A 26416-nucleotide genomic window follows, 5' to 3' on the forward strand; every position below is an offset into this window, starting at 1 on the left:
CGATAAAGCCTTAGCCTAAACGTATACAGTAAGATAGTTATATATTCTTACCTGTCTATAAAAAAACAGCTGCTTTAGCAGCTGTTTTTTTATCTATACTCATATCTTTCCCGTTTAATCTCATTAATCTTTTCACCTGTATGGTTAAATTTCACTGCTCTAAGGTGTGCATCATGATAAAATGTATACCACGCTTGTCGTTGATAACCAAATTCCATCCATTTTTCTTTTTCATGGACCGAAGTTACTGGATAATCATCGTAGGCAAGTGCCCATAATTTATTTTGATGCGCATGTGTTGGCATGATATCCGCCATATGAATGAAGCAATCATCTCCATCTTCAAAAACAAGAATACTATGCCCGTCACTATGACCACCGGTATGAATCAGCTTTAACCCCGGAACAATCTCCATTTCTTTTTCAAATGGCTTTACCTGTTCTACTACCGGTTGCCAGTTCATTTCCCAATATGTATTAACCGAGCGTATGTTAGGATTTCTCATTTCGTACCATTCAACAGCAGATGTATAGATGGAAGCATTTTTGAACACAGGTGTAAACGAATCTCCTTCTTTTTTGGTCAACCCACATGCATGATCAAAGTGCAAATGTGTCATAATCATCGCATCAATATCATCCACCGTTAGATTTAATGCAGCAAGGGACTGATCAACAGAAGATTGCTCAAGCATGCCAAAGTTTCGCATTTGTTTTTCTGTCAGTTTATCATTCCCCATTCCTGAATCAATCAGAAAATTTTTGCCGTCAATTTGTAAAAGAATTGGGTCTGTCCGTAACTCAATTTGGTTTTTATCATTAACAGGATATTTCCTGCTCCACAATGCTTTAGGTACAACCCCAAACATCGCACCACCATCAAGAAAATTGACTCCTCCATTTAACCATGTTAACTCCGCTCTTCCAACTTGCAGTTTCTCCATCTTATCATCCTCCTTCTATATCTATCTTTAGTGTAGCCAACAACACGTTTTTCTGCAAACGCTAACATTTTAATAAAGACTCTTTTCATAAGCTTTGTTGCTTTTTAACCCTCACAGTTGAATGCGACGTAACTGCTGGGTTGATTACCGCTGCGGACCGTTGCTTTTTAGCGGGCACGGCTTCAGCCTCGGGCCAACACGATGTTGGTCACATAGGCGTTACCCCAAATATTTTCGGTGGGAAGAGTAATCGCATCCACAATCTTTTAGAAACCTGCCTAAATAAAAAAAGAACCGAAATTCGGTTCTTTTTAAAAGCGTGCATGACACCGGTAAATTGGATATCCTTTAGCAGAAAATTTCTCCTCATATTCTGTCATGACATTCAATGAATCTTGTTGTTCATGCAAATCAAGATTCACTTGTTCCAATTTCATTCCAAATTGCGAAAAACTGACTAAGGAATATTCAAATAACCCTTGATTATCTGTTTTAAAAATAAGTTCGCCAGATTTATCTAGTATCTCCCTATACTGCTTGAGGAATGTATGGAATGTAAGTCTTCTCTTTTCATGCCGGTTTTTCGGCCATGGATCGGAAAAGTTTAAATAGATGGCACCAATTTCATTTGCCGCAAAAATTTCCTGTAGATTTTCTGCATTTTCGTTTAACAGCAAAATATTATCCAATTCGGAATCGATGACCTTTTGTGCTGCTGTTACAACAATACTTTTTGCAACCTCAATCCCAATAAAATTTATATTTGGGAACTGTTTAGCCATACCAATCAAAAATTGACCTTTTCCTGTCCCTATTTCGATATGAACGGGATTGCTATTTCCAAAAATGGTTTGCCATCTGCTTCTATTCTCACTTGCATTCTGGATAACAAGATGACGGTTTGTTTGTAAAAAGTCATCTGCCCATGGTTTGTTTCGCTGACGCATATGTTACACCTTTCTTCACTATAAGTGCATTGTATTGTATTGAATAAAAAAATAAATTTGACTAAAACTATTGCTTGAGGTGATATCGGATGACACTAACTGTTAATAATCAATTAACATTATTATATGATCTTTTGGATGAACAACAAGCTGACTGTTGTGGCAATATTACTGAATATCAGCAAATTATGCGTCTGGTTCAATCCATGCTGGACAACAACAGTATAACCGATGAACAATTATTGAACCTTCTCCCCGATATTTATAATTATGGAAGACAGGGTGAAATTGCTCCAGATTTGCCGGAGCATATAACATCAAATAAAAGTAATATCGAAAATTGGATAAGTGCAATTCAGCATACTGCGTTTAAATAGAAGCCTCAATTTGCTCATTAAGCTCCTGTATATTCTTTAGTCTGGCCAGTACCTTATCAGACTCATTGCGTTGCCTATGCCAGCCCAAATACTGCAATCCATCCAGTAAAAGATACCAGTACATTCTTCCAATGGTATGATTATCTTTGGCTACACCATATTTGTCCAGCCAATCATTCCAATCATTCATTGGAATATACCATTTCAATACCATCGCATAGTCTGTCGCCGGGTCAGCAATCGTTGCATTATCCCAGTCAACTAAGTATAAATACCCGTCTTTACCCTGCAATAAGTTATTATGATTTATATCACCATGACAAACAACCAGTTTTTGCTGGCGTGTTATTGGCAACAATTGTTCCAAGTACATTAAGGCAATACGTATATCCTCATATTCTTCTGCAAGACCTGTTGCAACCAGGAGTTCATATATATTTGTAAAGCTTTCATCGGAAGTTACAGGCTTTTTCCCGAGACGCATGAGCATGTGCAACAATTCGGAGGAATGGTGAATCTTGCGTAAAATTTGAGCAACCCGATATTGTTGCATTTCTACTGGCTTAAGCTCTCTACCATCCAGCCATTCCTGTGCGGTAATAACGTCACCATTTTCCATCCGTTTCGTCCAGATCAATTTAGGAACAATTCCTTCTGCGGATAACACAGCCAGAAATGGTGAAGAATTACGTTTCAGGAAAAGTCTCCTGTTGTCTTTTTCAGCAATATAGGCATCACCGGTTAGTCCACCAGCTGGTGTAACCTCCCAGCCCTTACCTAATACTTTTTTTAGCCAGTCCATTATAATTTCCTCACATCTTTCACAAATTAGCATTCAATTATCCATTTTATAACCATCAGAAAAAAAATACAACTATGTATAAATCCTTTAAATTTTTTTCAACTTGCCCCAACTACCTAATTGCTTCAGATTCCTTGGAAATTTCACAAGTATAACATATATCTGTTTGTCCATCGACCTGATATACTATCTCATTCTTCTACTCCTCATTTCCAACCGGGAATGCAGACCAGTCGTCTTCCCATTCTAATCGTTTCACAGCGGTCGTTTGACAGTGTTTTAACAGGGCTTCAGATGCTTTTAACTGTCCACTTTTCAGCGGTGAAACAAGTTGACGTTTTTGTTGGAACCATTTTTCATACGCACTCTTCCCGGCAATCGTTGTATGATAGAAATTTGTAGAAACGATGATATTGTTCGTTTTGGACAAAACTGTTTTCTGAATGGGGAACTCAATCGCATGTGCTTTTAGAATCCGATCCACAATTTTTTCCGTACGTTTTAAAGCAATTATTGGGCTTAATATCTTTGCATGACTATTCCCTTTTTCTACCGTCCACGTCCTTTCAGGTCCGGCTTTAACGACAGCATCCCTTCCCTCATCAATAAGTTTGATAATTTCAATCCCGATTGGATTTATTAGGATGATTTCCCCGTCAACGGAGGCTTTCTTTATATTAAAAATCGGAAAATACATAAGCAGATACGTATCCGGAAACCGCTGCAAGAAATATTTTAGCGTTGGATCGTCTTCATATCTTTTGTTCATAAATGAAGTTTCTGTAATGGTTGAGGTAGCCCATTTCAGTTGAAAACGCAATAACCTGTTTAAAAAATGCTGCTTTAATTCCGCTTCGGTAGCAGGCAATGTTTCTTCATCATCCTTTTTTTGCTCGTTCTCCTCATCCGCCTTATGATTTCTTTTTTTTATAAATGATTTCCATTTTGCAAATGGTGAGTTCTTTTCAGCTACAACAACTTCGGAAGGCTCAGACTCCTCTTCCCGGATGTTTGTTGGATGACTCCACATTGCATGCACTTTTTTCCAATTATCATTTTTCAATCGTATAAATTGGGTGGGATAGCGATAAATATCCCACTCATAACGCGTAATATAATCCTGCAATTTAATCAATTGAGCCATTTTTCTCTCCCTTTTCCAACCGGAATGTTGCGACTGGTTTATACTTCGGGGATTGATCCGGGTAAATTTGGTATAAAATAACTTCATTCACATGCATTGGCATTTGTTTTGTAAATTCTTTTTTAATTTCCCCCACTGCTTTCGGAGCCTCTTCACCGAACCACTTTTTGGCCAATGTAATATGCGGCCGATACGGGCGGTTCTCTTTAGGAAATCCAGTAACCCCAGTGCAAGCCTCAACCATTTGCTGAAGACGTGACAGAGCATCGGTTTTCTCCACACCTGCCCATAATACGCTTGGACGTTCCGGTTTACCAAATGTACCGATCGTTCCAACGTTTACATGAAATGCCTGAAGCTGTTCTAATTTATAAAGTTCACCTTCTAAATAGCGAAGTTTATCATCCGCAACAGGACCTAAAAATTTCAATGTAATGTGTAAATCTTCTCGTTGCGTCCATTGTCTGTAATTCAAATCATGTTTAAACTGCCGTTGCCATTCGGAAAAAAAATTCTGCAGGCTTTCAGGAACTGGAATAGCAATAAAATAGTGTGATGCCATTGGCTTGTACCGCCCTCCTGTTATTTTTTCAACAGATTTAATTCGGTCTTTGTTAATTCTCGATAGGAGCCTCGTTTCAACGTCTCATCCAGTTCTATTGCCCCCATCCGTATCCGCTTTAAATAAATGACTTTCTTGTTCACAGCTTCAAACATTCTTTTAACTTGATGGTATTTTCCTTCCGTTATGGTTAATTCAATTTCTGACATGTCGTCACTGTGAAGGATGTCCAGCTTAGCAGGTTTTGTTTTATAGCCATCTCCTAAAGTTATACCAGCTTCAAACTCCACGATATCTTCACTGGTTACAACTCCTTTTATTCTCGCATAATATGTTTTTTTAACATCTTTTTTTGGTGACACTAACTGATGTGTGAGCTCCCCATCATTTGTAATCAATAAGAGCCCCTCTGTGTCCTTGTCCAATCTGCCGACAGGAAAGGGATTAAAATGCTGCAAATCCGCTGACAACAGATCAATCACCGTTTTTTCCCGCATATCTTCCGTTGCTGAGATATATCCAGGTGGTTTGTTCATCATTACATATATATTTTTCCTATAATGTACGGTATTATCCTTTACCTTGACGATATCCTCTGTTGGATTAATATGAGCACTTCCATCTTTTGTAACTGTTCCATTAACAGTAACCTGCTTCTTTTTGAGCAGTGCTTTTACATCTTTTCTGCTTCCATAGCCCATATTTGAAAGTAACTTATCAATACGCATTCAATACCTCCTTACCTCCGAAAGATTTTATCCAGAACCTTTACACGACTGCCGAGTATACGTTCCAGTAATGTGGATTCATAAGCAAGCCATATATATACAAATCCACCTGAACTGACACCTAATATTAGCATCAGGATGGTTGCCCACCTTTCCTCTTCGTAAGGCAGGAATATACCAGCTACTGCTTTTACAATCCAGATGGTGATACACATAATAAGTACAAAAATTCCAATCAGCATTGTACGTTTTGTAACTTCCTTTAGAGGAAAATCTATTTTCATTTTCATTCGCCATAAATTTAAAGCAACTGCTGTACCCGCAGCCAAGGCTGTACCAAAGATTGCACCTTTTGCACCAAACATGTGAATCAGTTGAATGTTAAATAAGATTTTAATCAAAAGACCGGCAGATAAACTGATAACTGCAAATTTCTGTTCATTAATGCCTTGCAATAACGCAGAAGAAACGGTAAACAATGAAAATAACAAGCCAACCGGAGCATACCAGCCTAATAATGTTCCAGTGATGTCGATGTTATTTAAACTATATAATGCCCCATATGCTTCATAAGATAACACAGTAAGGCCTACAACAGCTGGAATAACCAATACTAAAACAATTTGCAAAGCCTGATTGATTTGCCTGTAGAGTAATTCCTGGTTATTTTGTGTGAAACTTTTCGTTAGAGCCGGCAGTAAAGCTAGAGACAGGCCTGTAGCCAGTGTTCCAGGAATAATAACCAGTTTATGCCCATATAAATTGATGGCAGCAAGAGCAATATTCCATATATCTTCGTGCCCTGCTGCAACCATTGCACGGTTAAAAGTGAAACTATCAACCAGTTGATACAGTGATGTCGCCAAACCTACAATTATAAATGGACCTGCATAACTGAATAATTCAATGAACAGATCTTTTTTTGGTAATTCATTGGAAAATGTCTGCTGCATAAGCATACGGTCGAGACCTGATTTGCGTTTTTTCCAATAAACCCATAATACAATCGCTGAAGCAGCACCACCAACAAATGCAGCAAATGTTGCAAATCCAACGGCAGTAGTAATAGTTCCATCCATTAATCGCAGTACAATGAACGCTGCCGTTAATAAAAATACAATCCGGACAATCTGCTCGACAACCTGGGAAACTGCAGTAGGTCCCATTGACTGGTGACCCTGAAAAAATCCTCGGACGATGCTCATTGAAGGAATGACCAGCAATGCAACACTAACCATTCGAATGACAAATGCAACATCTTCTTGTGTAATTGATCCAGTTTCAGCAGGTACCATCATGCCGGCAAGCCATCCAGCACTTATGAATAAGACCAAAAATGCCAAAAATCCGCTGGCCATCATTAGAGCTATCCCGGCTTTAAACATTCTTCTGCCGGTTTCATAATCCCCTAAGGAATTATACTTAGCGACAAATTTTGACACAGCCAAAGGTACGCCAATCGTGGAAATACTAAGTAAAATATTATAAGGGGTGTACGCATAGTTATAAAGCGTTCCCCCGGTTTCCCCAACTAAAGCATTAAATGGAATGACATAGATCATCCCTAAAAACTTTGACAAAAATGATGCTCCTGTGAGCAACATCGCTCCTCTTACAATGTTCGACATTTTTTCACCTGCATTTGATTTCTATTTATAGACATAGCTTTTATTTTATCATATATAAAGCTTATACAGATAATGATTCAGCAGTGAAATCAGATTTTCTCAGCAATAAATTGAGCACCTCCTTCCTTTAGTGGTAAGATACATACGAAAGGAATGAATTCAATTGGCATATGATGTAATTGTGATTGGAGGCGGGCCGTCGGGGTTAATGGCCGCGATTGCCGCTGCAGAGCATGGAGCGAAAACAATTTTACTTGAAAAAGGGAACAAGTTAGGAAAAAAGCTGGCCATTTCGGGCGGTGGACGATGTAATGTAACAAACCGCCTTCCCCAAGAGGAAGTGATTAAACATATTCCAGGGAATGGAAAGTTTTTATATAGTGCGTTTTCTGTATTTAATAACTATGACATCATCGATTTTTTTGAACAAATGGGTGTCGGATTAAAAGAAGAAGATCATGGGAGGATGTTTCCAAAATCTAACTCGGCAAAAACAGTTGTGAATGCATTAATCAATAAGTTACACGAATTGCATGTGGAAGTTGTGTTCAATACAGCAGTTGAGGCAGTGCATTACGATGAATCAGAACATACCGTCATCCTTTCCAACCAGGAAAAATTAAGAACAAAGGCGATGGTTATCGCAGTTGGCGGGAAAGCCGTGCCCCATACTGGATCGACAGGCGATGGTTACGCATGGGCAAAAAAAGCAGGGCATACAATTACAGATCTTTACCCTACAGAAGTCGCCCTTACATCCTCAGAGGAATTTATCAAAAAGAAAAGTCTGCAAGGGTTGTCACTAAGGGATGTAGCTTTATCTGTTTTAAACAAAAAGAACAAACCAATGATTACACATCAAATGGATATGATTTTCACTCATTTCGGCATTTCCGGTCCTGCTGTACTGCGTTGCTCGCAGTTCGTTGTCAAGGAATTGATGAAAGGAAGAGAAAAAGTGCCAATGGTTTTGGATGTATTGCCTGAAGAAAAGGAAGAAAATTTATATAAGAATATAACGGAGGCAATCGAAAGCAGTCCTAGAAAGTCTATAAAAAATATTTTAAAGGGAGTCGTTCCAGAACGCTTCCTGCTTTACATTCTATCCAATAATAATGTGGATGAAGAACAAAAAGCGGCCAATATTTCCAAAGAAACCGTTCGTTCCATTATTCATGATATGAAGAACTTCACCTTTTATGTGAATGGTTCTTTACCACTTGATAAAGCTTTTGTAACAGGTGGTGGAGTGTCGATTAAGGAAGTTGTTCCAAATACAATGCAGTCTAAAATAATGCATGGCCTTTATTTCTGTGGGGAAATATTGGATATTCATGGCTATACTGGTGGGTACAATATTACATCTGCACTTGTTACAGGGCGTCTGGCCGGTATAAATGCAGCGAATGAAGCAGCCAAGATTAAAATTGGCAGATGATTCCTTACATGAAATGATGCAACATTTGTCATCCTAATAATGCTGAAAGCTTTCCATAACAGAAAGGGCTGGTATTGATGCAGAGAAACGGAATGTGGTTACCAATTATTGCTTCCATCGGTGTGGGAGCTGCAACGTATTACTCGATGACCAAAAATAACCAAAACTTAGGACAAACCATGCAGAAGATGGTTCCATTTGTTTCCCAGATGAATAGCGGAAACAGTGGAGGTTCTCAGCAAATGGGTCCATATGGAATGAGCTGACAGAAGTAAAAAAGCGTACCCCTTTAAGGTGCGCTTTTTACATGTTTTTTAAAAAGCCTCATAGCACAGAATTGCTTCTGCGACTATGAGACGGACTATAATAATCGATATGATATTCATGTAACTATAGCCCAAGTAATTCAGGCAGAAACAGGCTTATTTCTGGAATGAAAGCTACGAGAAGCAAAATCAAAATGACTGCCGCAAAATACGGGAGCAATGTTGTAATCACCTGTTCAATTCTAACTCCTGCCACACTGGCACCAACAAATAAAGCACTGCCTACTGGTGGAGTCATATTTCCAATACAAAGGGAGAAACATATAATTATCCCAAAATGAATGGGATCAATGCCCAACTCCTGTGAAATTGGTAAGAAAATTGGTGTAAAAATTAATACAGCTGGCGTAATATCCATAAATGTTCCGATTACTAACAGAATTGTTATCATAATTAATATCAAACCTACATAGCTTTCTGTAGTTGATAAGAGTGCATTACTTAAGGCTTCCGGTAGGCCGGTATACGACATTACCAGAGAAAACAAGGCGGATGAAGTGATTAAAAAGAGAATCATTCCGGTTATTTCAATGGTTTCTTTAAATATAGCCGGAAAATCCTTAAGCTTTAAGCTTTTATAAATCATGGATAAGACAACGGAATATAAAACTGCAACTGCTGCGCCTTCGGTAGCCGTGAAAATTCCTGCGACAATCCCGCCGATAACAATAACAATCAATAACAAGCTTGGCACGGCACTCCATATTATATACCACCTGTCTTTCCACGTTGGACTTTCAGAAACAGGATATCTTTCTTTTTTCGCCATGAAATAGGCAACAGCCATTACCGCCAGGCCCCACAGAATACCTGGTATATAACCTGCAATAAATAGTGCCGCAATGGATGTCCCGCCACTTACCAATGAATAAATAATAATGATGGAACTTGGCGGGATAATCAGCCCTGTAGGTGCTGATGCAATATTCACTGCTGCTGAATAGGTTTTTTTGTAACCTTGATTGGTTTGCATCGGTGTCATAATCCTTCCCATTGCAGCTGCAGAGGCAACACTTGACCCTGATATCGAACCAAACAGCATATTACCAACAACATTCGTATGAGCAAGCGATCCCGGAAGCCTGCCAACCAACACTTTCGCGAAGTTAACCAACCTGAAAGCAATACCGCCATTATTCATTATGATCCCTGAGAGAACAAATAGTGGAATTGCCAACATTGTAAAGTTATCTATTCCTGTAACCATTCGTTGTGCAGATGTTAGAATAGCCACATCAAATGGTAAAACCAGTAAGAAAGCCCCCACAGAACTTAGAATAATAGCTAGAGCAATTGGAGCGCCAACGAGTAATAGGAGAAAGAAGATACCGAATAATACAATTCCTGCTATAAATGTCATAATGACTCCACCTCTTCTCCTGTGTTCTCATAACCAGCCATCATACTATGTATCGTATAGAAGATGACAAATAAGCCGCTAATTGGCAGGGAGGCATATACAATAGCTTGAGATATTCCTGTTGCTGGAGCTATTTGCGTCGTTGTAAGCAACATAATTTGTATTCCCCCATAAACCATTAAAACTCCTGCAGTTAAAATAATCAGTACATTCGTGAATTTTTCCAATAATGATTGTGTCTTTAATCCTAATTTTTCCCTAAAAAACAGAATGGCAATATGCTTTTTAATTCCAAAAACATATGCAGCTGAAAGCAGACCATACCAAATAAGCAGAAACCTTATCGCTTCTTCGGTACCAGGACTGGCAACATTTAACAGATATCTTGCCGTCACCTGCCAAATTGACAGAAGCACCATGAGCACTAACATGAAGGATGTAACTGAAAGAAGTACTTTATCTACAATTTCCTTCGATTTATTCATTTACTGTTCCGCTCCTTCCATCATTAAATCATAAATTTCTTTTGTCTTTTCATTTTCCGAAAAATCTTCATGAAGCGGTTGAACAGATTCGATAAAAGATGTTTTATCCACCTCAATGAATTGGACATTCATTTCCTCTTTTGCTATATCAATATTTTCTTCTATCGTTTTGTTCCATACATCTTCATGGTATACGGTCGATTCTTCTGCAGCTTCCTGAATGACCCTTGTTTCTTCCTCTGAAAGACCATCAAACTTGTTACTGTTCATAATCAGCATATCTGGCACAATTTGATGTTCCGTATACATGTAGTATTTCGCCACTTCACCATGGTTATTATTAACCAATGCCGTTTCATTATTTTCCGCAGCATCAATTACGCCAGACTGCAGAGCAGTATAAACTTCCCCATAGGCCATAGACGTAGGGATGCCCCCAAATGCTTCTATCATACTGACACTTGTCTGACTTGGTTGAACCCGTACTTTTAAACCTCTCATGTCCGAGACGTCCGTCACTTCCTGATTTTCTGTATAAAGGCTCCGGGTTCCTGCACTATAATAAGTCAATCCTCTGAAACCAATATCTTCTGTTTGAAGATATAACCGATTAGTGACTCCATCTGAGTTCATTGCATTTTTAAATTCCTGATAATCCTCAAAAACATAAGGCAAGCTAAAAATAGAATATTCCGGCTCAAAAGATTCCAAGGCACTTGCACTAACTTTTGCCAGGTCGACTGCACCTGTCTGCGTTAGTTCAATAACCTCCCGTTCACTTCCTAACTGGCCATTGGGATAAATATTAATTTGCAAATTTCCCCCAGACTTTTCTTCCACCAACCGTTTAAATTCCATCAGAGATTCATGTATTGGATGATCCTGTGGCTGGTTATGTGCGAGCTTTAACTCAGTTGCTTCGGAACGGTCATCATTGCCTCCACAAGCCACCAATAGCATCATTAACAATAAAGGATAAATTTTTCTCACCATTACCTACCTCATTTCATATTAAAATTTAAATCTTATTGGACGTATACTAATTAAAAAGGAAATGGGTGAAAGCGTTTAAAAAGAAATCTTTAATTACCTTCTTTCCTCAGTAAAGCATTTGTAATCCTGAAACCGTACATATGAACTTTTGCTATATAATAAGAGCTATCTTTATTCATTCCCTAATCCAGTAAAGTATTAACCATTTTTAGCAGATAGAAGGGAATAGACTTTATCTGCTATAGAATTTCAACCAGATGAACTGCTAAGATTCAGGCAATTTATTATGTTATCTCTGTTATTTGGTGGCTTCATAATGAATTGCTTCACTTAACCTTTAATTTGTTTGGTAAACAAATTAACTTTTATAGCATAACTTTTTTAAAAAAAAGATGCAACCCTTTTCATGGTTTTTAATAAAATTTCATTCCGACCGAAAGCGTCAGGTAAACCTTGATATAATTAGGGATGCTTGCTACCTATTACTGCAGTTGTTTTTTGGATAGTCCTTTTTATGTAAGAAATCACAGTGGGCTTCTTTGCTGACGGGGAGTTCGCAACTTTTGATCTCAAGCGGGGTAGTCCTCTTCGCTGGACATGTCTTCCATTGTAGTCAACATGTATACTGCCAAAGTTATATACTTTTGTATGAAAATAACTGTTATTAGAACGGGAATATAACCACCATGAACTAATATTATGCCTTTTCTGATTGGCTCTTTTAGTAAAATTTGTTGTTCTTTAATCCTCGCAGTTGATAAAAAGTCGACATAACTTTATCGTGGTTTTGCTCTCTTCCATTCCTTTTGAACCCGAGTGCTATCACAATCGCTTCGGCAGTATACTTCGATTTTTATTGGGCACGGCTTCAGCCTTGGGCCACCATGATGTTGGTCACATAGGCGTTGCCCCAATTGTTTCGGTGGACGAGTAACCGCAGTCCCAATCTTTAGAATACTGCCTTATGGTTAAATTAGCTGTTTTCATTGTAGATTGTGCTGGCATACTCTTAGCCGCCATGTTGGTTTCTTAACTTTTAATTAACAAAAAAACACCGATATACTATTTGTATACCAGGGAAATTTTTCATGTTTTTATATGAAATTGATGAGAGAGCCCTTATTTCTATTATAAAAAAAGCTAAGATACGAAGATGTATCTTAGCTTTTTTTATGTGTGCCTGGCGGCGTCCTACTCTTGCAGGGACAATGTCCCAACTACCATCGGCGCTAGAGAGCTTAACTTCTGTGTTCGGCATGGGAACAGGTGTGACCTCTCCGCTCTTGCTACCAGACCTACAGGATGTAGGTCGTTCGGTGTTGTTCACAGGACGTGAACGGTTTTAACCGAACCTCCTTACATAATCCTTCTAACAAGGACAAGATATATTATATGCATTATTAAATAAAAATGCAAGGTTTTTTTGATTTATACCCTAAAAACTAAATAAGAGTTTCAACAACGTACATCGTAAAGAAGTTAGTTAAGTCCTCGATCGATTAGTATTCGTCAGCTGCACATGTCACCATGCTTCCACCTCGAACCTATCAACCTCATCGTCTCTGAGGGATCTTACTCACTCGAAGTGATGGGAAGTCTCATCTTGAGGGGGGCTTCATGCTTAGATGCTTTCAGCACTTATCCTTGCCACACGTAGCTACCCAGCCATGCTCCTGGCGGAACAACTGGTACACCAGCGGTGTGTCCATCCCGGTCCTCTCGTACTAAGGACAGCTCCTCTCAAACTTCCAACGCCCACGACGGATAGGGACCGAACTGTCTCACGACGTTCTGAACCCAGCTCGCGTACCGCTTTAATGGGCGAACAGCCCAACCCTTGGGACCGACTACAGCCCCAGGATGCGATGAGCCGACATCGAGGTGCCAAACCTCCCCGTCGATGTGAACTCTTGGGGGAGATAAGCCTGTTATCCCCGGGGTAGCTTTTATCCGTTGAGCGATGGCCCTTCCATGCGGAACCACCGGATCACTAAGCCCGACTTTCGTCCCTGCTCGACTTGTAGGTCTCGCAGTCAAGCTCCCTTCTGCCTTTGCACTCTGCGAATGATTTCCAACCATTCTGAGGGAACCTTTGGGCGCCTCCGTTACCTTTTGGGAGGCGACCGCCCCAGTCAAACTGCCCGCCTGAAACTGTCTCCGAACCGGTTCACGGTCCTGGGTTAGAAAGTTCATACAGCCAGGGTGGTATCCCACGGGTGCCTCCACGTAAGCTAGCGCTCACGCTTCTCAGGCTCCCACCTATCCTGTACAAGCTGCACAAACATTCAATATCAGGCTACAGTAAAGCTCCACGGGGTCTTTCCGTCCTGTCGCGGGTAATGTGCATCTTCACACATCGTATAATTTCACCGGGTCTCTCGTTGAGACAGTGCCCAAGTCGTTGCACCTTTCGTGCGGGTCGGAACTTACCCGACAAGGAATTTCGCTACCTTAGGACCGTTATAGTTACGGCCGCCGTTTACTGGGGCTTCGGTTCTACGCTTCACACGTAAGTGCTAACGCTTCCCCTTAACCTTCCAGCACCGGGCAGGTGTCAGCCCCTATACTTCGCCTTTCGGCTTCGCAGAGACCTGTGTTTTTGCTAAACAGTCGCTTGGGCCTATTCACTGCGGCTCACTCACAAGTGAGCACCCCTTCTCCCGAAGTTACGGGGTCATTTTGCCGAGTTCCTTAACGAGAGTTCTCCCGCTCACCTTAGGATTCTCTCCTCGCCTACCTGTGTCGGTTTGCGGTACGGGCACCTATGATCTAACTAGAGGCTTTTCTTGGCAGTGTGAAATCAGGAACTTCGGTACTAAATTTCCCTCCCCATCACAGCTTGAAATTGTTGGACGGATTTGCCTATCCAACTTTCTCACTGCTTGGGCGCACACATCCATCGGTGCGCATTCCTTATCCTACTGCGTCCCCCCATCGTTCAAACAATCATGAGGTGGTACAGGAATATCTGCCTGTTGTCCATCGCCTACGCCTTTCGGCCTCGGCTTAGGTCCCGACTAACCCTGAGAGGACGAGCCTTCCTCAGGAAACCTTAGGCATTCGGTGAAAGAGATTCTCACTCTTTTTTCGCTACTCATACCGGCATTCTCACTTCCAGGCGCTCCACCAGTCCTCACGGTCTGACTTCACGGCACCTGGAACGCTCTCCTACCATTGTTCAAAGAACAATCCGCAGCTTCGGTGATACGTTTAGCCCCGGTACATTTTCGGCGCAGAGTCACTCGACCAGTGAGCTATTACGCACTCTTTAAATGATGGCTGCTTCTAAGCCAACATCCTGGTTGTCTGGGCAACTCCACATCCTTTTCCACTTAACGTATACTTTGGGACCTTAGCTGGCGGTCTGGGCTGTTTCCCTCTCGACTATGAACCTTATCACCCATAGTCTGACTCCCAAGGTAAAGTAGCTGGCATTCGGAGTTTGACTGAATTCGGTAACCCGGTGAGGGCCCCTCGTCCAATCAGTGCTCTACCTCCAGTACTCTATCTCCTTGAGGCTAGCCCTAAAGCTATTTCGGAGAGAACCAGCTATCTCCGTGTTCGATTGGCATTTCACCCCTACCCACACCTCATCCCCGCATTTTTCAACATACGTGGGTTCGGGCCTCCAGTCAGTGTTACCTGACCTTCACCCTGGACATGGGTAGATCACACGGTTTCGGGTCTACGACCGCATACTGCATTCGCCCTGTTCAGACTCGCTTTCGCTGCGGCTCCGTGTCTTCCACTTAACCTTGCATACGATCGTAACTCGCCGGTCCATTCTACAAAAGGTACGCCGTCACCCATTAACGGGCTTCGACTACTTGTAAGCGCACGGTTTCAGGTTCTCTTTCACTCCCCTCCCGGGGTGCTTTTCACCTTTCCCTCACGGTACTGGTTCACTATCGGTCACTAGGGAGTATTTAGCCTTGGGAGATGGTCCTCCCGGATTCCGACGGAATTCCTCGTGTTCCGCCGTACTCAGGATCCACTCCGGAGGAAATTCCTTTTCGACTACAGGGCTCTTACCCGCTATGGCTGATCGTTCCAGATCATTCGTCTAAGGAATTTCTTTGTAACTCCTGGTGGAGTGTCCTACAACCCCAGAAAGCAAGCTTTCTGGTTTGGGCTGATTCCGTTTCGCTCGCCGCTACTTGGGAAATCGCGTTTGCTTTCTCTTCCTCCGGGTACTGAGATGTTTCAGTTCCCCGGGTCTGCCTCCTGTGCCCTATGTATTCAGACACAAGTCCTGTTCCATTACGAACAGTGGGTTTCCCCATTCGGAAATTCTCGGATCGTAGTTTACTTACAACTCCCCGAGACATATCGGTGTTAGTCCCGTCCTTCATCGGCTCCTAGTGCCAAGGCATCCACCGTGCGCCCTTATTCACTTAACTAGCGTTACTGTGAATAAGCGTACGAATTTAAATTCGCCTTCGCTTTATTTCAAAAAAATTGATGTCGTTGTTACTCTTATTTAGTTTTCAAGGTACAAATAGAGAGTTTTCACTCTCTCAAAACTGAACCAAACAACCGAGTATGTTTCCGTAATATATCCTTAGAAAGGAGGTGATCCAGCCGCACCTTCCGATACGGCTACCTTGTTACGACTTCACCCCAATCATTGGTCCCACCTTCGGCGGCTGGCTCCAAAAGGTTACCTCACCGACTTCGGGTGTTACCAACTCTCGTGGTGTGACGGGCGGTGTGTACAAGGCCCGGGAACGTATTCACCGCGGCATGCTGATCCGCGATTACTAGCGATTCCGGCTTCATGCAGGCGAGTTGCAGCCTGCAATCCGAACTGAGAATGGTTTTATGGGATTTGCTTGACCTTGCGGTTTCGCTGCCCTTTGTTCCATCCATTGTAGCACGTGTGTAGCCCAGGTCATAAGGGGCATGATGATTTGACGTCATCCCCACCTTCCTCCGGTTTGTCACCGGCAGTCAGATTAGAGTGCCCAACTAAATGCTGGCAACTAATCTCAAGGGTTGCGCTCGTTGCGGGACTTAACCCAACATCTCACGACACGAGCTGACGACAACCATGCACCACCTGTCACTCTGTCCCCGAAGGGAACTCGGTATCTCTACCGATAGCAGAGGATGTCAAGACCTGGTAAGGTTCTTCGCGTTGCTTCGAATTAAACCACATGCTCCACCGCTTGTGCGGGCCCCCGTCAATTCTTTTGAGTTTCAGCCTTGCGGCCGTACTCCCCAGGCGGAGTGCTTAATGCGTTAACTTCAGCACTAAGGGGCGGAAACCCCCTAACACCTAGCACTCATCGTTTACGGCGTGGACTACCAGGGTATCTAATCCTGTTCGCTCCCCACGCTTTCGCACCTCAGCGTCAGTTACAGACCAGAGAGTCGCCTTCGCCACTGGTGTTCCTCCACATCTCTACGCATTTCACCGCTACACGTGGAATTCCACTCTCCTCTTCTGTACTCAAGTCCTCCAGTTTCCAATGACCCTCCACGGTTAAGCCGTGGGCTTTCACATCAGACTTAAAAGACCGCCTGCGCGCGCTTTACGCCCAATAATTCCGGACAACGCTTGCCCCCTACGTATTACCGCGGCTGCTGGCACGTAGTTAGCCGGGGCTTTCTGGTTAGGTACCGTCAAGGTGCCGCCCTATTTGAACGGCACTTGTTCTTCCCTAATAACAGAGTTTTACGATCCGAAAACCTTCATCACTCACGCGGCGTTGCACCGTCAGACTTTCGTCCATTGCGGATGATTCCCTACTGCTGCCTCCCGTAGGAGTCTGGGCCGTGTCTCAGTCCCAGTGTGGCCGATCACCCTCTCAGGTCGGCTACGCATCGTCGCCTTGGTGAGCCATTATCTCACCAACTAGCTAATGCGCCGCGGGCCCATCTGTAAATGACAGCATAAATGCCGCCTTTCAACTTCCACTCATGAGAGCAAAAGTGTTATCCGGTATTAGCTCGCGTTTCCGCGAGTTATCCCAGTCTTACAGGTAGGTTGCCCACGTGTTACTCACCCGTCCGCCGCTCGTTCCACAAGCGCACACCCCGAAGGGTGATTGCTTGCTTCCCGCGCTCGACTTGCATGTATTAGGCACGCCGCCAGCGTTCGTCCTGAGCCAAGATCAAACTCTCCAAAAAAGTTTGAAATAAGATTAACACCAATCAATCTTATATACTTAGCTTTTCTCAGAAGCGTTAACTTCTGATTTGTTTAAAGAAAAACATGTTATGTTCTTCTTGACATACTGGTTGTTTTGTTCAGTTTTCAAAGAGCGAAAATCGCAAGTCGCTTTAAAAAAGCAACTTTTAAAATATATCATTTTCGACTTTCAATGTCAACAACTTTTTTTAATGTTTCTTTTGTGAAAAGCAGTCGACATATGTCGTCTACCAAAGTAGGTTCTATTAATATATCACATATCATTGAGTGATGTCAATTAATATTCAACACTAATTTCTCTTGCTTTCTGCGCTAAAAAAATCATATGTTTTTTAGCAGCGAAATCAATATTACAACCGTCACATAAAAATGTCAATGATAAATTCATATTTGCCATTTGCTGATTAATATAAAAGCAATACAATAACGTACATACATACTTTAACCAATAAATCGTTATTTGTTCAGGTGCAAGTTTATTCTAATTAAATAGTAGATTACAAACTTCATGAAATACAATTGCATCAATATGAGGTTAGCTTTGTTTAATAAATCCGCCATAAAACGAATTATCATAAACTATATGTACAAATGCTTATGTAAAAGAATAAATGTAGATTCTACATTTAAAATGTTCCTTATGATGTTTAGCTATTGACTTATACAGTATATATAGTGTTTGTTTGTCTTTCCTCCTTTAAATAGGTATCAATAATTTATCTACATTAAATAGTGGTACTAGTCTATTCCAACTATTTTTTCTTGAAAACCATCCGCAAACATATTAGGTTAAGCGCTCTATTCCATCGAAAATAGTTAAGTTGTCGGATTGTTTCAACAAATCTACCTTGATAAACTATTATTGAAGGAAAATTCTTACTTCCTTTACAAAACAATAATGAGGAGGATGAAAATGAGTAACAGAAAAAATGTTTGGTTTGAAGATAGTGGCAGAAAGCTGGATCCCGGTTTGATAGACCAATTACGCGCCAATCGAAAAGACGATCCGGATGAAACCAGTAACAATGAAATACCTATTATTGTCTACTACAAAAATAATTGTGATAAAGTCAAAAAAGATGACCTCCTAAAGTCCTGCAATATAAATTCCCATAACAAACTAGACAGAGAACTGCGCAGTGTTAATGGCATTCGTGGACATTTAACACCAGGCATACTCAAACAAATCAAAGACCATGATGCAATAGATCGTATCTTTTATGACCGGATGGTTACAGCTTTTTTAGATGTAGCCAGTACATTGACTGGAGCAAAAAATGTACACGAACAGCACGGTTTCACTGGAAAGGATGTTACGATTGCAGTTATCGATACAGGTATTCACCCACATGAAGACCTGACAAATTCAACGAATAGGATTATAGCATTTCAGGATTTTGTGAATGATGAGAAAGATCCATATGATGATAACGGGCATGGAACCCATTGTGCTGGTGATGTTGCTGGCAATGGGCACCTGTCTAATGGAGAATATATCGGTACTGCTCCCCAGGCTAATGTCATTGGAGTAAAAGCATTAGATGAAGATGGTAGTGGCAGGCTGTCAACTATTATTGTAGGTATTGAGTGGTGTATGGAGAACAAGGAAACTCATAATATTAGCATCATTTCCCTTTCACTCGGCGCTCCTGCCTATGAATCTTTTAGAGATGATCCATTATCACTGGCAGCCCAGGAAGCTTGGCATAACGGTATTGTGGTCTGTGCAGCTGCAGGAAACAGTGGGCCGACAGCATCAACCATCAGTACTCCCGCCATCAATCCATTTATAATAACGGTCGGGTCAACAAATGATCAGGACACAGAGGAGCGGGCTGATGATGTGATTGCGGATTATTCCAGCAGAGGGCCGACAATTGATTCATTAATAAAACCGGATATTTATTCACCCGGGACAAATATTATAGCTGCTTTAGCTCCTGGTTCTGCACTTGAAAAACAGTTGCCAGAACAGATTATAGACGAAAACTATATTCAGCTATCCGGAACCTCAATGGCAACACCAATTTGCGCCGGGATCATTGCCCTTATGCTGGAAGCGAATCCTAACCTCAGCCCAAATGATATCAAGAGTATTTTAAAGGCAAGCTCCCATCCAACGTTGGATGACCACTGGGGTTATATTGATGCAGAAAGTGCGATTGAAATGGCAGAACACTATCTGAATCAGATGCCATCGAATACAAGTCTGGAAGGCTAATTATACTCTCCCTATGAAGCAGCTAGGCGAGACTTTTTAATAGAATTATCATTCTAGACCTTAAAAAAGATGGTATACGTTAAAATGTATGCCATCTTTTCTATATTATAGAGGACTATCAATAAAAAACGTTAATACCTTTGCGCCATTATTATTCACCGGGATAAAAAGGTGTGGCTTAGCTCCTTCAAAGTAAGCACTGTCCCCTTTTTCCATGTAATGTTTATTCCCGTCATAAGATAAGTAAATAGAACCTTCCAGGATAAATATAAATTCATCCTGAGAATGTGTATAGGATTCTTCCCGTAAATTCGTATGTTTTGGTGTAACATGGACAATCGTTGGTTCAATACCGGTAAATTGGGATCTGTTTGCAAGCAGCTCGTAGGAGTACCCCATATTTTCATCCCCGATCTTGGATTGCCTTTTTGATTTTGGCAGCAACACAAGATCTTGTTCGTATTTATCATCCAGCACCCAGGAGAGAGGAACTTCCAGAGCATCACTAATTTTTGATATGGTAGCAATGGCAGAAGCCGTTTGGCCATTTTCAATTTTTGATAGTAAACTTTTGGAGATACCGCATTTATCCGCGATTTGCTGCTGGGTTTTTTTCTTACGCAAACGCATTTCTTTTATCTTTTTACCAATATTATCAAGTTTTATCGTAACTCTCTCCTATCCCATAAAATTCGAATACGTGCTCATTTAAGCATAGATTACACCTATCTTATAGTCAAGAAGAGAGAACACCTCATTTTTATGCTGTACTCACTTTATATGCGAATGATTTACTTGGCAATTTTGCACCCAATTTCTTTTGAATATACAAGGATGCTTCCTGTATTTTATTGTCATGGATGCCTGTATGAATTCCTAACCCATGCAGCAGATATAATACATCATTTGTTGCTACATTCCCTGCAGCTCCTGGCGCATACGGACATCCTCCCAGTCCCCCGATTGATGTATCAAACCGGATGATTCCATATTGCAGTGATCTCATAATGTTGGCGATGGCCATGCCGCGTGTATCATGGAAATGCATAATAATTTGCTCTTTCGGAAAACGGGTTAAGACAGCTTCCAGCAATTGTTCCACCTGAGAAGGCACAGCTGAACCAATCGTATCACCAAGTGAAATATCATCTACACCATCTTCCAGCAGTTGGTCACAAACACGGATAACCTGATCTGGTGAAATGCTCCCTTCATAGGGACAGTCAAATACGGTTGAAACATATCCGGTGACTTTCTTACCTGCTTGCTTTGCTTCAGTTATGACTGGCTTTAATACGGGATACGTATCTGCAATTGATTTATTGATATTCTTCTGATTATGTGATTCACTTGCGGACATAAACACAGAGGCACCATCGATTCCAGCCTCCAGAGCATAGTCGAGCCCTTTTCTATTCGGAACCAGCGCCGAATAAAAGACATTTGGATTTCGAATAATTCGCCTTCCAACTTCTCGGGCATCCGAAAGAGCTGGTATCATTTTCGGATTGACAAAAGAGGAATACTCAATCTCCTTGACTCCCGTATTGGAAAGCATATTAATCCATGCAATCTTATCATCCGTTGGAACAAAGCTTTTTTCATTTTGCAAACCATCACGCGGCCCCACTTCTTTTAACTGAACAAATTCCGGCCATGTCGTCATATCCTTCTCCTCCTAACAAAATTCTGGGTATGCTTCCAAGACAAAGAATGCGCTTACAAATGATCAGGAAATTTATTTCATCACATCTACATCTATTCACTTTTGTATCTTTATATTCAACATTGTTGAATAAAGTGTATCGTACATTTTATAAAAATGTCAACTAATTTTGATTATTTCAGAAAATCCTGCTTCACGTAAATCCTTAAGGACATACATTGGTGTCCATATGCAATAAGAAACTGCAAAAAAGCCTTCTTCCTTTGTAAAGAAGAAGGCTTTTTTGATTATCTCGAAATATTTCATTTTTATGCAGTTGAACTTGCAATTGCAATTGCCCTCAATTAAAAAAACTAAACCATCAACCCGGCACATACAAAAACAATACTTACGATTACGGATATTATCACATATACCATTGCCATTTTAATTTTGTTCATTTGCAGCAAGTTAACTGTTTCATATCCAAAGGTAGAAAAAGTGGTAAATGCCCCGCAGAAACCAATTCCAACTAAATACCATAACCATCCATCCACTTGTATTGTCAGATGGAGATTAACAATAAAACCTAGTAAAAATGATCCAGTAACATTAATTATCCAGGTCGCTAATGGAAACGGATGCACACTATTTTTACTGATAAAATCACCCAATAAAAACCGGACAGCAGCACCGAATGACCCGCCAATTCCAACTAACCAAATCACACTAATCACCTGCTTTCGCATTTGGAACGGCCAATTTATGGCCAATAAAAGCCAGAGTCACACCTAAAATAATGCTTCCAAAAACATATACGACTGCCATAATAATAGAACCTTTCTGAAATAAAAGAATGGTTTCTAAAGAGAATGTGGAAAAAGTCGTAAAGGAGCCGATGAAGCCTGTACCAATCATCAATGTAAATTCAGTTCCAACCTTCTTACTTTGGCCTACAACTGTCAGAAACCACCCAAGAAAAAGACACCCGAGAAGATTTATCACGAATGTACCTAATGGGAAACTCCCCGTTGTATGAACCCATTCTCCTAAAGCGAACCTGGATATTGCTCCTAAAAACCCGCCAATCATGACGTATATGACTTTCATCCAAATCCCCTTTCCATTTGTATTGAACAATAAAAACTCCCCCTGTCAAAGAATAAAAGCTGTATCCTTAAACCTTGACAGGGGGTATTTGCTAAAACGAGCGATTAGGACGAACTCCTTCACCTAACTACCAGTAATTTTACTTATTCTACTTCATTCATACGTCCTTCCATCTCCGTCATAATCTCTGCGGCTTCTTCCCAATTCCCTTCAGATAAGGCGTTCTGATAGGAATTAAAGAGATCGGAAAATTCCTCTAAAATCTCCTCAGATTCAGCAGTCGGCTGATCTGGCTCAGAAGGATCTTCTGTTTCTTCTGTTCCTTCCGTTTCTTGCCCATCCTCCGCTTCAAATTCTGGATCAATTTGAGCCATTATTTGTTCAAGAGCTTGATCAAATGTTGCTTCCATAGCAATTTCATCTTCATACGCAACGATTACCTGCTTCACTTCTGGAAGAGAGGTTTCATTGGAAGATTCAATATAAATTGGTTCTACATACATGACCGTATCCTCAATTGGTAGAGCCAACAGATTACCGCGGATAACCTCTGATCCACCCTGTGACCATAGATTCAGCTCCTGGGAAATGGTGCTATCCTGATTAATACGGTTTTCAATCTGTTGAGGTCCATACACATTCTTCTGTTTCGGAAATTCATAAACAAACAGTTCTCCATAGTTATCCCCGTCATTTCGAGCACCCATCCAGGCAATCATATTCTGCCTGTTTCTTGGCGTGTACGGTGTCATCAGGACAAACTCTTCATTTTCTTCATATTCCGGAAGGTTCATCGTAATGTAGTACGGCTCCATCTCAATATCTTCATTAAAGTACTTTTCTGTCGGGAATTGCCAGTAGTCTTCACGATTATAAAATACTTCCAAATTAGTCATGTGGTAAGTCCCATATATATCGGCCTGAATTTTAAATAGTCTTTCCGGATAACGGAAATGTGACTGAATATCTTCCGGAATTTCTTCTGTAAATAGATCCGGGAAAATACTTTGATATGTCTGAAGCAGAGGTTCTTCTGGATCTACCACATAAAAATCAACTTTCCCTGTATATGCATCAATCACAACTTTCACCGAATTTTTTATATAATTTTCGTTACCCTTATAGGTTTCCGCATATGGATAATTATCTGCTGTAAGGTAAGCATCAATCATCCAGGAGAGTGTTCCATCCTCCCTAACAAATATATACGGATCATTATCATATTCAAAAAATGGTGCGATTCTTTTCACACGATCCATAATATTACGTGTTTCCAAAAGCTGACTTTCCGACGTTATCTGATCCGATACAAACATTCGAAATGAGCCTTCACTCAAGGAGAATAACGCACGATTGATTCCGTTCAGTGAAATGCCTGAATCCCCTTCAAAACGACTGGTCATATTTTCATCGCCCGCAGGATAATCAAACTCATCCACTTCACTATTAACAATCACATTGCGGTAATCTTCTTCCCCAAAATAAATCTGCGGCCTGGTAATATCAAGCACGCCCTCTGGAGGAACGTTTTGCAGCATGTACTCCGGTTGTCCCTGACCGGTGATTTCATTGACATGACTCATTGTAACACCGTAGCCATGTGTATACCTGAGGTTCTGGTTCACCCATGTCTGTGCCTGTTCAGGAAGGTCCACAGTACTTAATTCTCTCGCCCCAACGAAAACCTGTTGGTATTCTCCATCGATTTCATATCTACCTACATCCACATCATTAAACTGATAATACGTACGGAACGTCTGCAACTGATTATATACATCAAGCAATGGTCTGGCATCATTGATTCGTACATTATCAATGGTTAACTCGTTTCGCTCCAACATAGCTTCATCCAGTGAGTCATTCCCCGGATTTTCTTGTGTTTCGATATTATCCAATCCGTAAGCTGTCCGGGTATAATTAAGATCATGCTCCAGATATGGGGATTCTCTTGAAAATTCATTTGGAGAAACCACGAAATTCTGAACAGCTACAGATACACCCTGACCGGCTATGACCAGTATAATATAAGCAACGACAGGAATAACCATGGCATTTAGCTTTCCTCGGTTCAAGGAAATAATCATCCATATTGATCCGATAACCGCCGCAGCAGCCAGGACATAAGATGCTGGTATATTGATAAGCTCATCGGTATAGCTTAATCCATTTACCACACTTTTCTGGAAAATATTCACCTGATTTGTCAGTAGTGTGCCAAAAGGACGAAGCAAATGAACACAGGCCAGAAGCAATCCAATAAGCCCGAGTGTCATGCCCATATGCAATTGGGCGGAACGGCTCATCCGGTACATGTTGAATGCGGAATAAAAACCAATTTCCACAACCAGAAAGAAGATACTCAACCCAAGGAGCAGATAAACGACAAATTCTACAAATGGCAGAATAAACATGTAGAAAGAAATATCCATATTGAAATGAGGATCCGTCTCCCCAAATGAAGCATAGTTTAAAATCTTTAGGAAAGGCTCCCAACCAATTCCCTGCACGATGGTGCTTCCAATTGCTCCCAGCAGAATGGCTCCGCCCAGGATGATTAGTCTGCTTTGCTTCTTTTTCTGGATAAATGATGGCAGCTGATTGTGATGGAAATGGCCAACATAAGAGTTTCTAATCCAGGAAAACGTGATATAGCTAACCACAAAAAACAGAACAAACCCTATTGCACCCAGCAGCACCTTACTCCATAAAATAGTCGTGAACACACTTCCGAAATCAAGTGTATCCATCCATATGTAATCCGTAATCCAATCAAAAGAAAGCAATGCTATAATTGCCAATACAAGAAGGAGACCCACAATGACTCCGGTTCGGCTGCCGAATTTCTTTAACTTTTCTAATTGTTCTCGACTCATGTTACTTTCATTATCCAACGATTAACCCCCCTATGATTCTATTTTCTTTATCCATGATAACAGATAAGTGAAAGACTTTCTTTCTATTTGTACGATTAGGGTGGATGGAAGTTTCATAATTATTTACTAGCATCGCAAAACATGTCCACACCATAAAATTTTATTGGACTGATTAATCTTTTCGTAATTCGGGAAGTGCTTATAGATGATTTGACTAATCCAAGTTGGAATCTCATAATAAAATGAAATCAAAACCTCTTGCTTCATTATGTAACAAATCGATTTTTTCAAAGGAGGAGAAAAGAATGGCACAACGAAGTCTTGCGCTGGCGTACATATTGTGGTTTTTTCTTGGACAAATAGGTATTCACCGGTTTTATACCGGCCGTGTTGCTACAGGGACTATGCAATTATTGCTCGGAATATTCGGCTGGGCCACAACAGCAATATTTATCGGGTGGATCCCACTTGTCTTTCTTTGGTTCTGGTTATTCATCGACATCTTCCTGATACCAGGTATGTGCCGAAATCCACGTTAAGATTCAGATATAACAAAAGCGCAACAACTGTTATTAGAACGGGACAAATTATTCAATATAACATCATGAACCAAGATTATACCTTTTCCTGGTTGGCTCTTTTGGTAAATTTTGTTTTTCTTTAACGTCGCAGTTGAAAC

General features: G+C 40.9%; 20 protein-coding genes and 3 rRNA genes. 5 read left to right on the plus strand and 18 right to left on the minus strand.

The window, feature by feature from the left end; all coding sequences use genetic code 11:
* Positions 1 to 89: 89 nt before the first annotated feature.
* Entirely contained in the window at positions 90 to 944 is an 855-nt protein-coding gene (locus tag ACZ427_RS10935) for a YtnP family quorum-quenching lactonase (protein ID WP_461179412.1), read from the minus strand.
* A 311-nt stretch (positions 945 to 1255) separates the two neighbouring features.
* Entirely contained in the window at positions 1256 to 1891 is a 636-nt protein-coding gene (gene trmB / locus ACZ427_RS10940) for a tRNA (guanosine(46)-N7)-methyltransferase TrmB (protein ID WP_461179413.1), read from the minus strand.
* An 89-nt stretch (positions 1892 to 1980) separates the two neighbouring features.
* Between trmB and ACZ427_RS10945 the strand changes: the two genes are divergently transcribed.
* Positions 1981 to 2268, plus strand: coding sequence for a YtzH-like family protein (locus ACZ427_RS10945; protein WP_461179414.1), 288 nt, complete (start codon positions 1981 to 1983; stop codon positions 2266 to 2268).
* Here ACZ427_RS10945 and ACZ427_RS10950 read toward each other — a convergent pair.
* From ACZ427_RS10950 to ACZ427_RS10970, 5 genes are all read right to left on the minus strand, one after another.
* Positions 2261 to 3070 carry a phosphotransferase gene (locus tag ACZ427_RS10950; RefSeq protein ID WP_461179415.1) on the minus strand — a complete coding sequence of 270 codons (810 nt, stop codon included), beginning with the start codon at positions 3068 to 3070 and terminating at the stop codon, positions 2261 to 2263. The genes ACZ427_RS10945 and ACZ427_RS10950 overlap by 8 nt on opposite strands.
* 199 nt (positions 3071 to 3269) lie before the next feature.
* Positions 3270 to 4214, minus strand: a complete 945-nt coding sequence (locus ACZ427_RS10955) for an NERD domain-containing protein (protein WP_461179416.1) — start codon at positions 4212 to 4214, stop codon at positions 3270 to 3272.
* Positions 4198 to 4776 carry an RNA 2',3'-cyclic phosphodiesterase gene (gene thpR / locus ACZ427_RS10960; protein ID WP_461179417.1) on the minus strand — a complete coding sequence of 193 codons (579 nt, stop codon included), beginning with the start codon at positions 4774 to 4776 and terminating at the stop codon, positions 4198 to 4200. The genes ACZ427_RS10955 and thpR overlap by 17 nt, the downstream gene beginning before the upstream one ends.
* Before the next feature lie 20 nt (positions 4777 to 4796).
* Complete coding sequence (locus ACZ427_RS10965; RefSeq protein ID WP_461179418.1) at positions 4797 to 5504, minus strand: pseudouridine synthase; 708 nt, start codon at positions 5502 to 5504, stop codon at positions 4797 to 4799.
* Positions 5505 to 5515: 11 nt separating this feature from the next.
* On the minus strand, positions 5516 to 7132 hold the full coding sequence (locus tag ACZ427_RS10970; RefSeq protein ID WP_461179419.1) for a putative polysaccharide biosynthesis protein: 1617 nt from the start codon (positions 7130 to 7132) through the stop codon (positions 5516 to 5518).
* A 163-nt stretch (positions 7133 to 7295) separates the two neighbouring features.
* Here ACZ427_RS10970 and ACZ427_RS10975 point away from each other — a divergent pair, with 163 nt between their 5' ends.
* Entirely contained in the window at positions 7296 to 8570 is a 1275-nt protein-coding gene (locus ACZ427_RS10975) for a BaiN/RdsA family NAD(P)/FAD-dependent oxidoreductase (RefSeq protein WP_461179420.1), read from the plus strand.
* Between the two features lie 77 nt (positions 8571 to 8647).
* On the plus strand, positions 8648 to 8836 hold the full coding sequence (locus ACZ427_RS10980; RefSeq protein WP_461179421.1) for a hypothetical protein: 189 nt from the start codon (positions 8648 to 8650) through the stop codon (positions 8834 to 8836).
* Between the two features lie 124 nt (positions 8837 to 8960).
* On the opposite strand, the gene ACZ427_RS10985 is transcribed toward ACZ427_RS10980, so the two are convergent.
* From ACZ427_RS10985 to ACZ427_RS11010, 6 genes are all read right to left on the minus strand, one after another.
* A complete protein-coding gene (locus ACZ427_RS10985) occupies positions 8961 to 10256 on the minus strand; it encodes a TRAP transporter large permease (protein WP_461179422.1) in 1296 nt (431 codons plus the stop codon).
* Positions 10253 to 10741 carry a TRAP transporter small permease gene (locus ACZ427_RS10990; protein WP_461179423.1) on the minus strand — a complete coding sequence of 163 codons (489 nt, stop codon included), beginning with the start codon at positions 10739 to 10741 and terminating at the stop codon, positions 10253 to 10255. The genes ACZ427_RS10985 and ACZ427_RS10990 overlap by 4 nt, the downstream gene beginning before the upstream one ends.
* Entirely contained in the window at positions 10742 to 11734 is a 993-nt protein-coding gene (locus tag ACZ427_RS10995; RefSeq protein ID WP_461179424.1) for a TRAP transporter substrate-binding protein, read from the minus strand.
* A 1178-nt stretch (positions 11735 to 12912) separates the two neighbouring features.
* Positions 12913 to 13028: ribosomal RNA gene (rrf, locus tag ACZ427_RS11000) — 5S ribosomal RNA — on the minus strand.
* A gap of 185 nt (positions 13029 to 13213) precedes the next feature.
* Positions 13214 to 16134 (minus strand): 23S ribosomal RNA (locus tag ACZ427_RS11005).
* Between the two features lie 165 nt (positions 16135 to 16299).
* A 16S ribosomal RNA gene (locus ACZ427_RS11010) occupies positions 16300 to 17866 on the minus strand.
* Together the 16S, 23S and 5S rRNA genes form the textbook arrangement of a ribosomal RNA operon.
* Before the next feature lie 935 nt (positions 17867 to 18801).
* On the opposite strand from ACZ427_RS11010, the gene ACZ427_RS11015 reads away from it, so the two are divergent.
* The gene (locus ACZ427_RS11015; protein WP_461178508.1) at positions 18802 to 20109 is read left to right on the plus strand and encodes a S8 family peptidase; all 1308 of its coding nucleotides are present in this window, start codon (positions 18802 to 18804) and stop codon (positions 20107 to 20109) included.
* Positions 20110 to 20214: 105 nt separating this feature from the next.
* Here ACZ427_RS11015 and ACZ427_RS11020 read toward each other — a convergent pair whose 3' ends face one another.
* The 5 genes from ACZ427_RS11020 to ACZ427_RS11040 form a co-directional block, all read right to left on the minus strand.
* Positions 20215 to 20739, minus strand: a complete 525-nt coding sequence (locus ACZ427_RS11020) for a helix-turn-helix domain-containing protein (protein WP_464883421.1) — start codon at positions 20737 to 20739, stop codon at positions 20215 to 20217.
* 130 nt (positions 20740 to 20869) lie between these two features.
* Positions 20870 to 21775, minus strand: coding sequence for a hydroxymethylglutaryl-CoA lyase (locus ACZ427_RS11025; protein WP_461178509.1), 906 nt, complete (start codon positions 21773 to 21775; stop codon positions 20870 to 20872).
* Between the two features lie 353 nt (positions 21776 to 22128).
* Positions 22129 to 22482 carry a fluoride efflux transporter CrcB gene (crcB, locus tag ACZ427_RS11030; protein WP_461178510.1) on the minus strand — a complete coding sequence of 118 codons (354 nt, stop codon included), beginning with the start codon at positions 22480 to 22482 and terminating at the stop codon, positions 22129 to 22131.
* A gap of 1 nt (position 22483) precedes the next feature.
* Positions 22484 to 22894, minus strand: coding sequence for a fluoride efflux transporter CrcB (gene crcB / locus ACZ427_RS11035; protein WP_461178511.1), 411 nt, complete (start codon positions 22892 to 22894; stop codon positions 22484 to 22486).
* A 113-nt stretch (positions 22895 to 23007) separates the two neighbouring features.
* Positions 23008 to 25737: a UPF0182 family membrane protein gene (locus ACZ427_RS11040; protein WP_461178556.1), complete on the minus strand. Its 2730-nt coding sequence runs from the start codon at positions 25735 to 25737 to the stop codon at positions 23008 to 23010.
* A gap of 305 nt (positions 25738 to 26042) precedes the next feature.
* On the opposite strand from ACZ427_RS11040, the gene ACZ427_RS11045 reads away from it, so the two are divergent.
* Positions 26043 to 26276 carry an NINE protein gene (locus tag ACZ427_RS11045; protein ID WP_461178512.1) on the plus strand — a complete coding sequence of 78 codons (234 nt, stop codon included), beginning with the start codon at positions 26043 to 26045 and terminating at the stop codon, positions 26274 to 26276.
* Positions 26277 to 26416 lie beyond the last annotated feature (140 nt).

Source organism: Virgibacillus ainsalahensis, assembly GCF_055380755.1.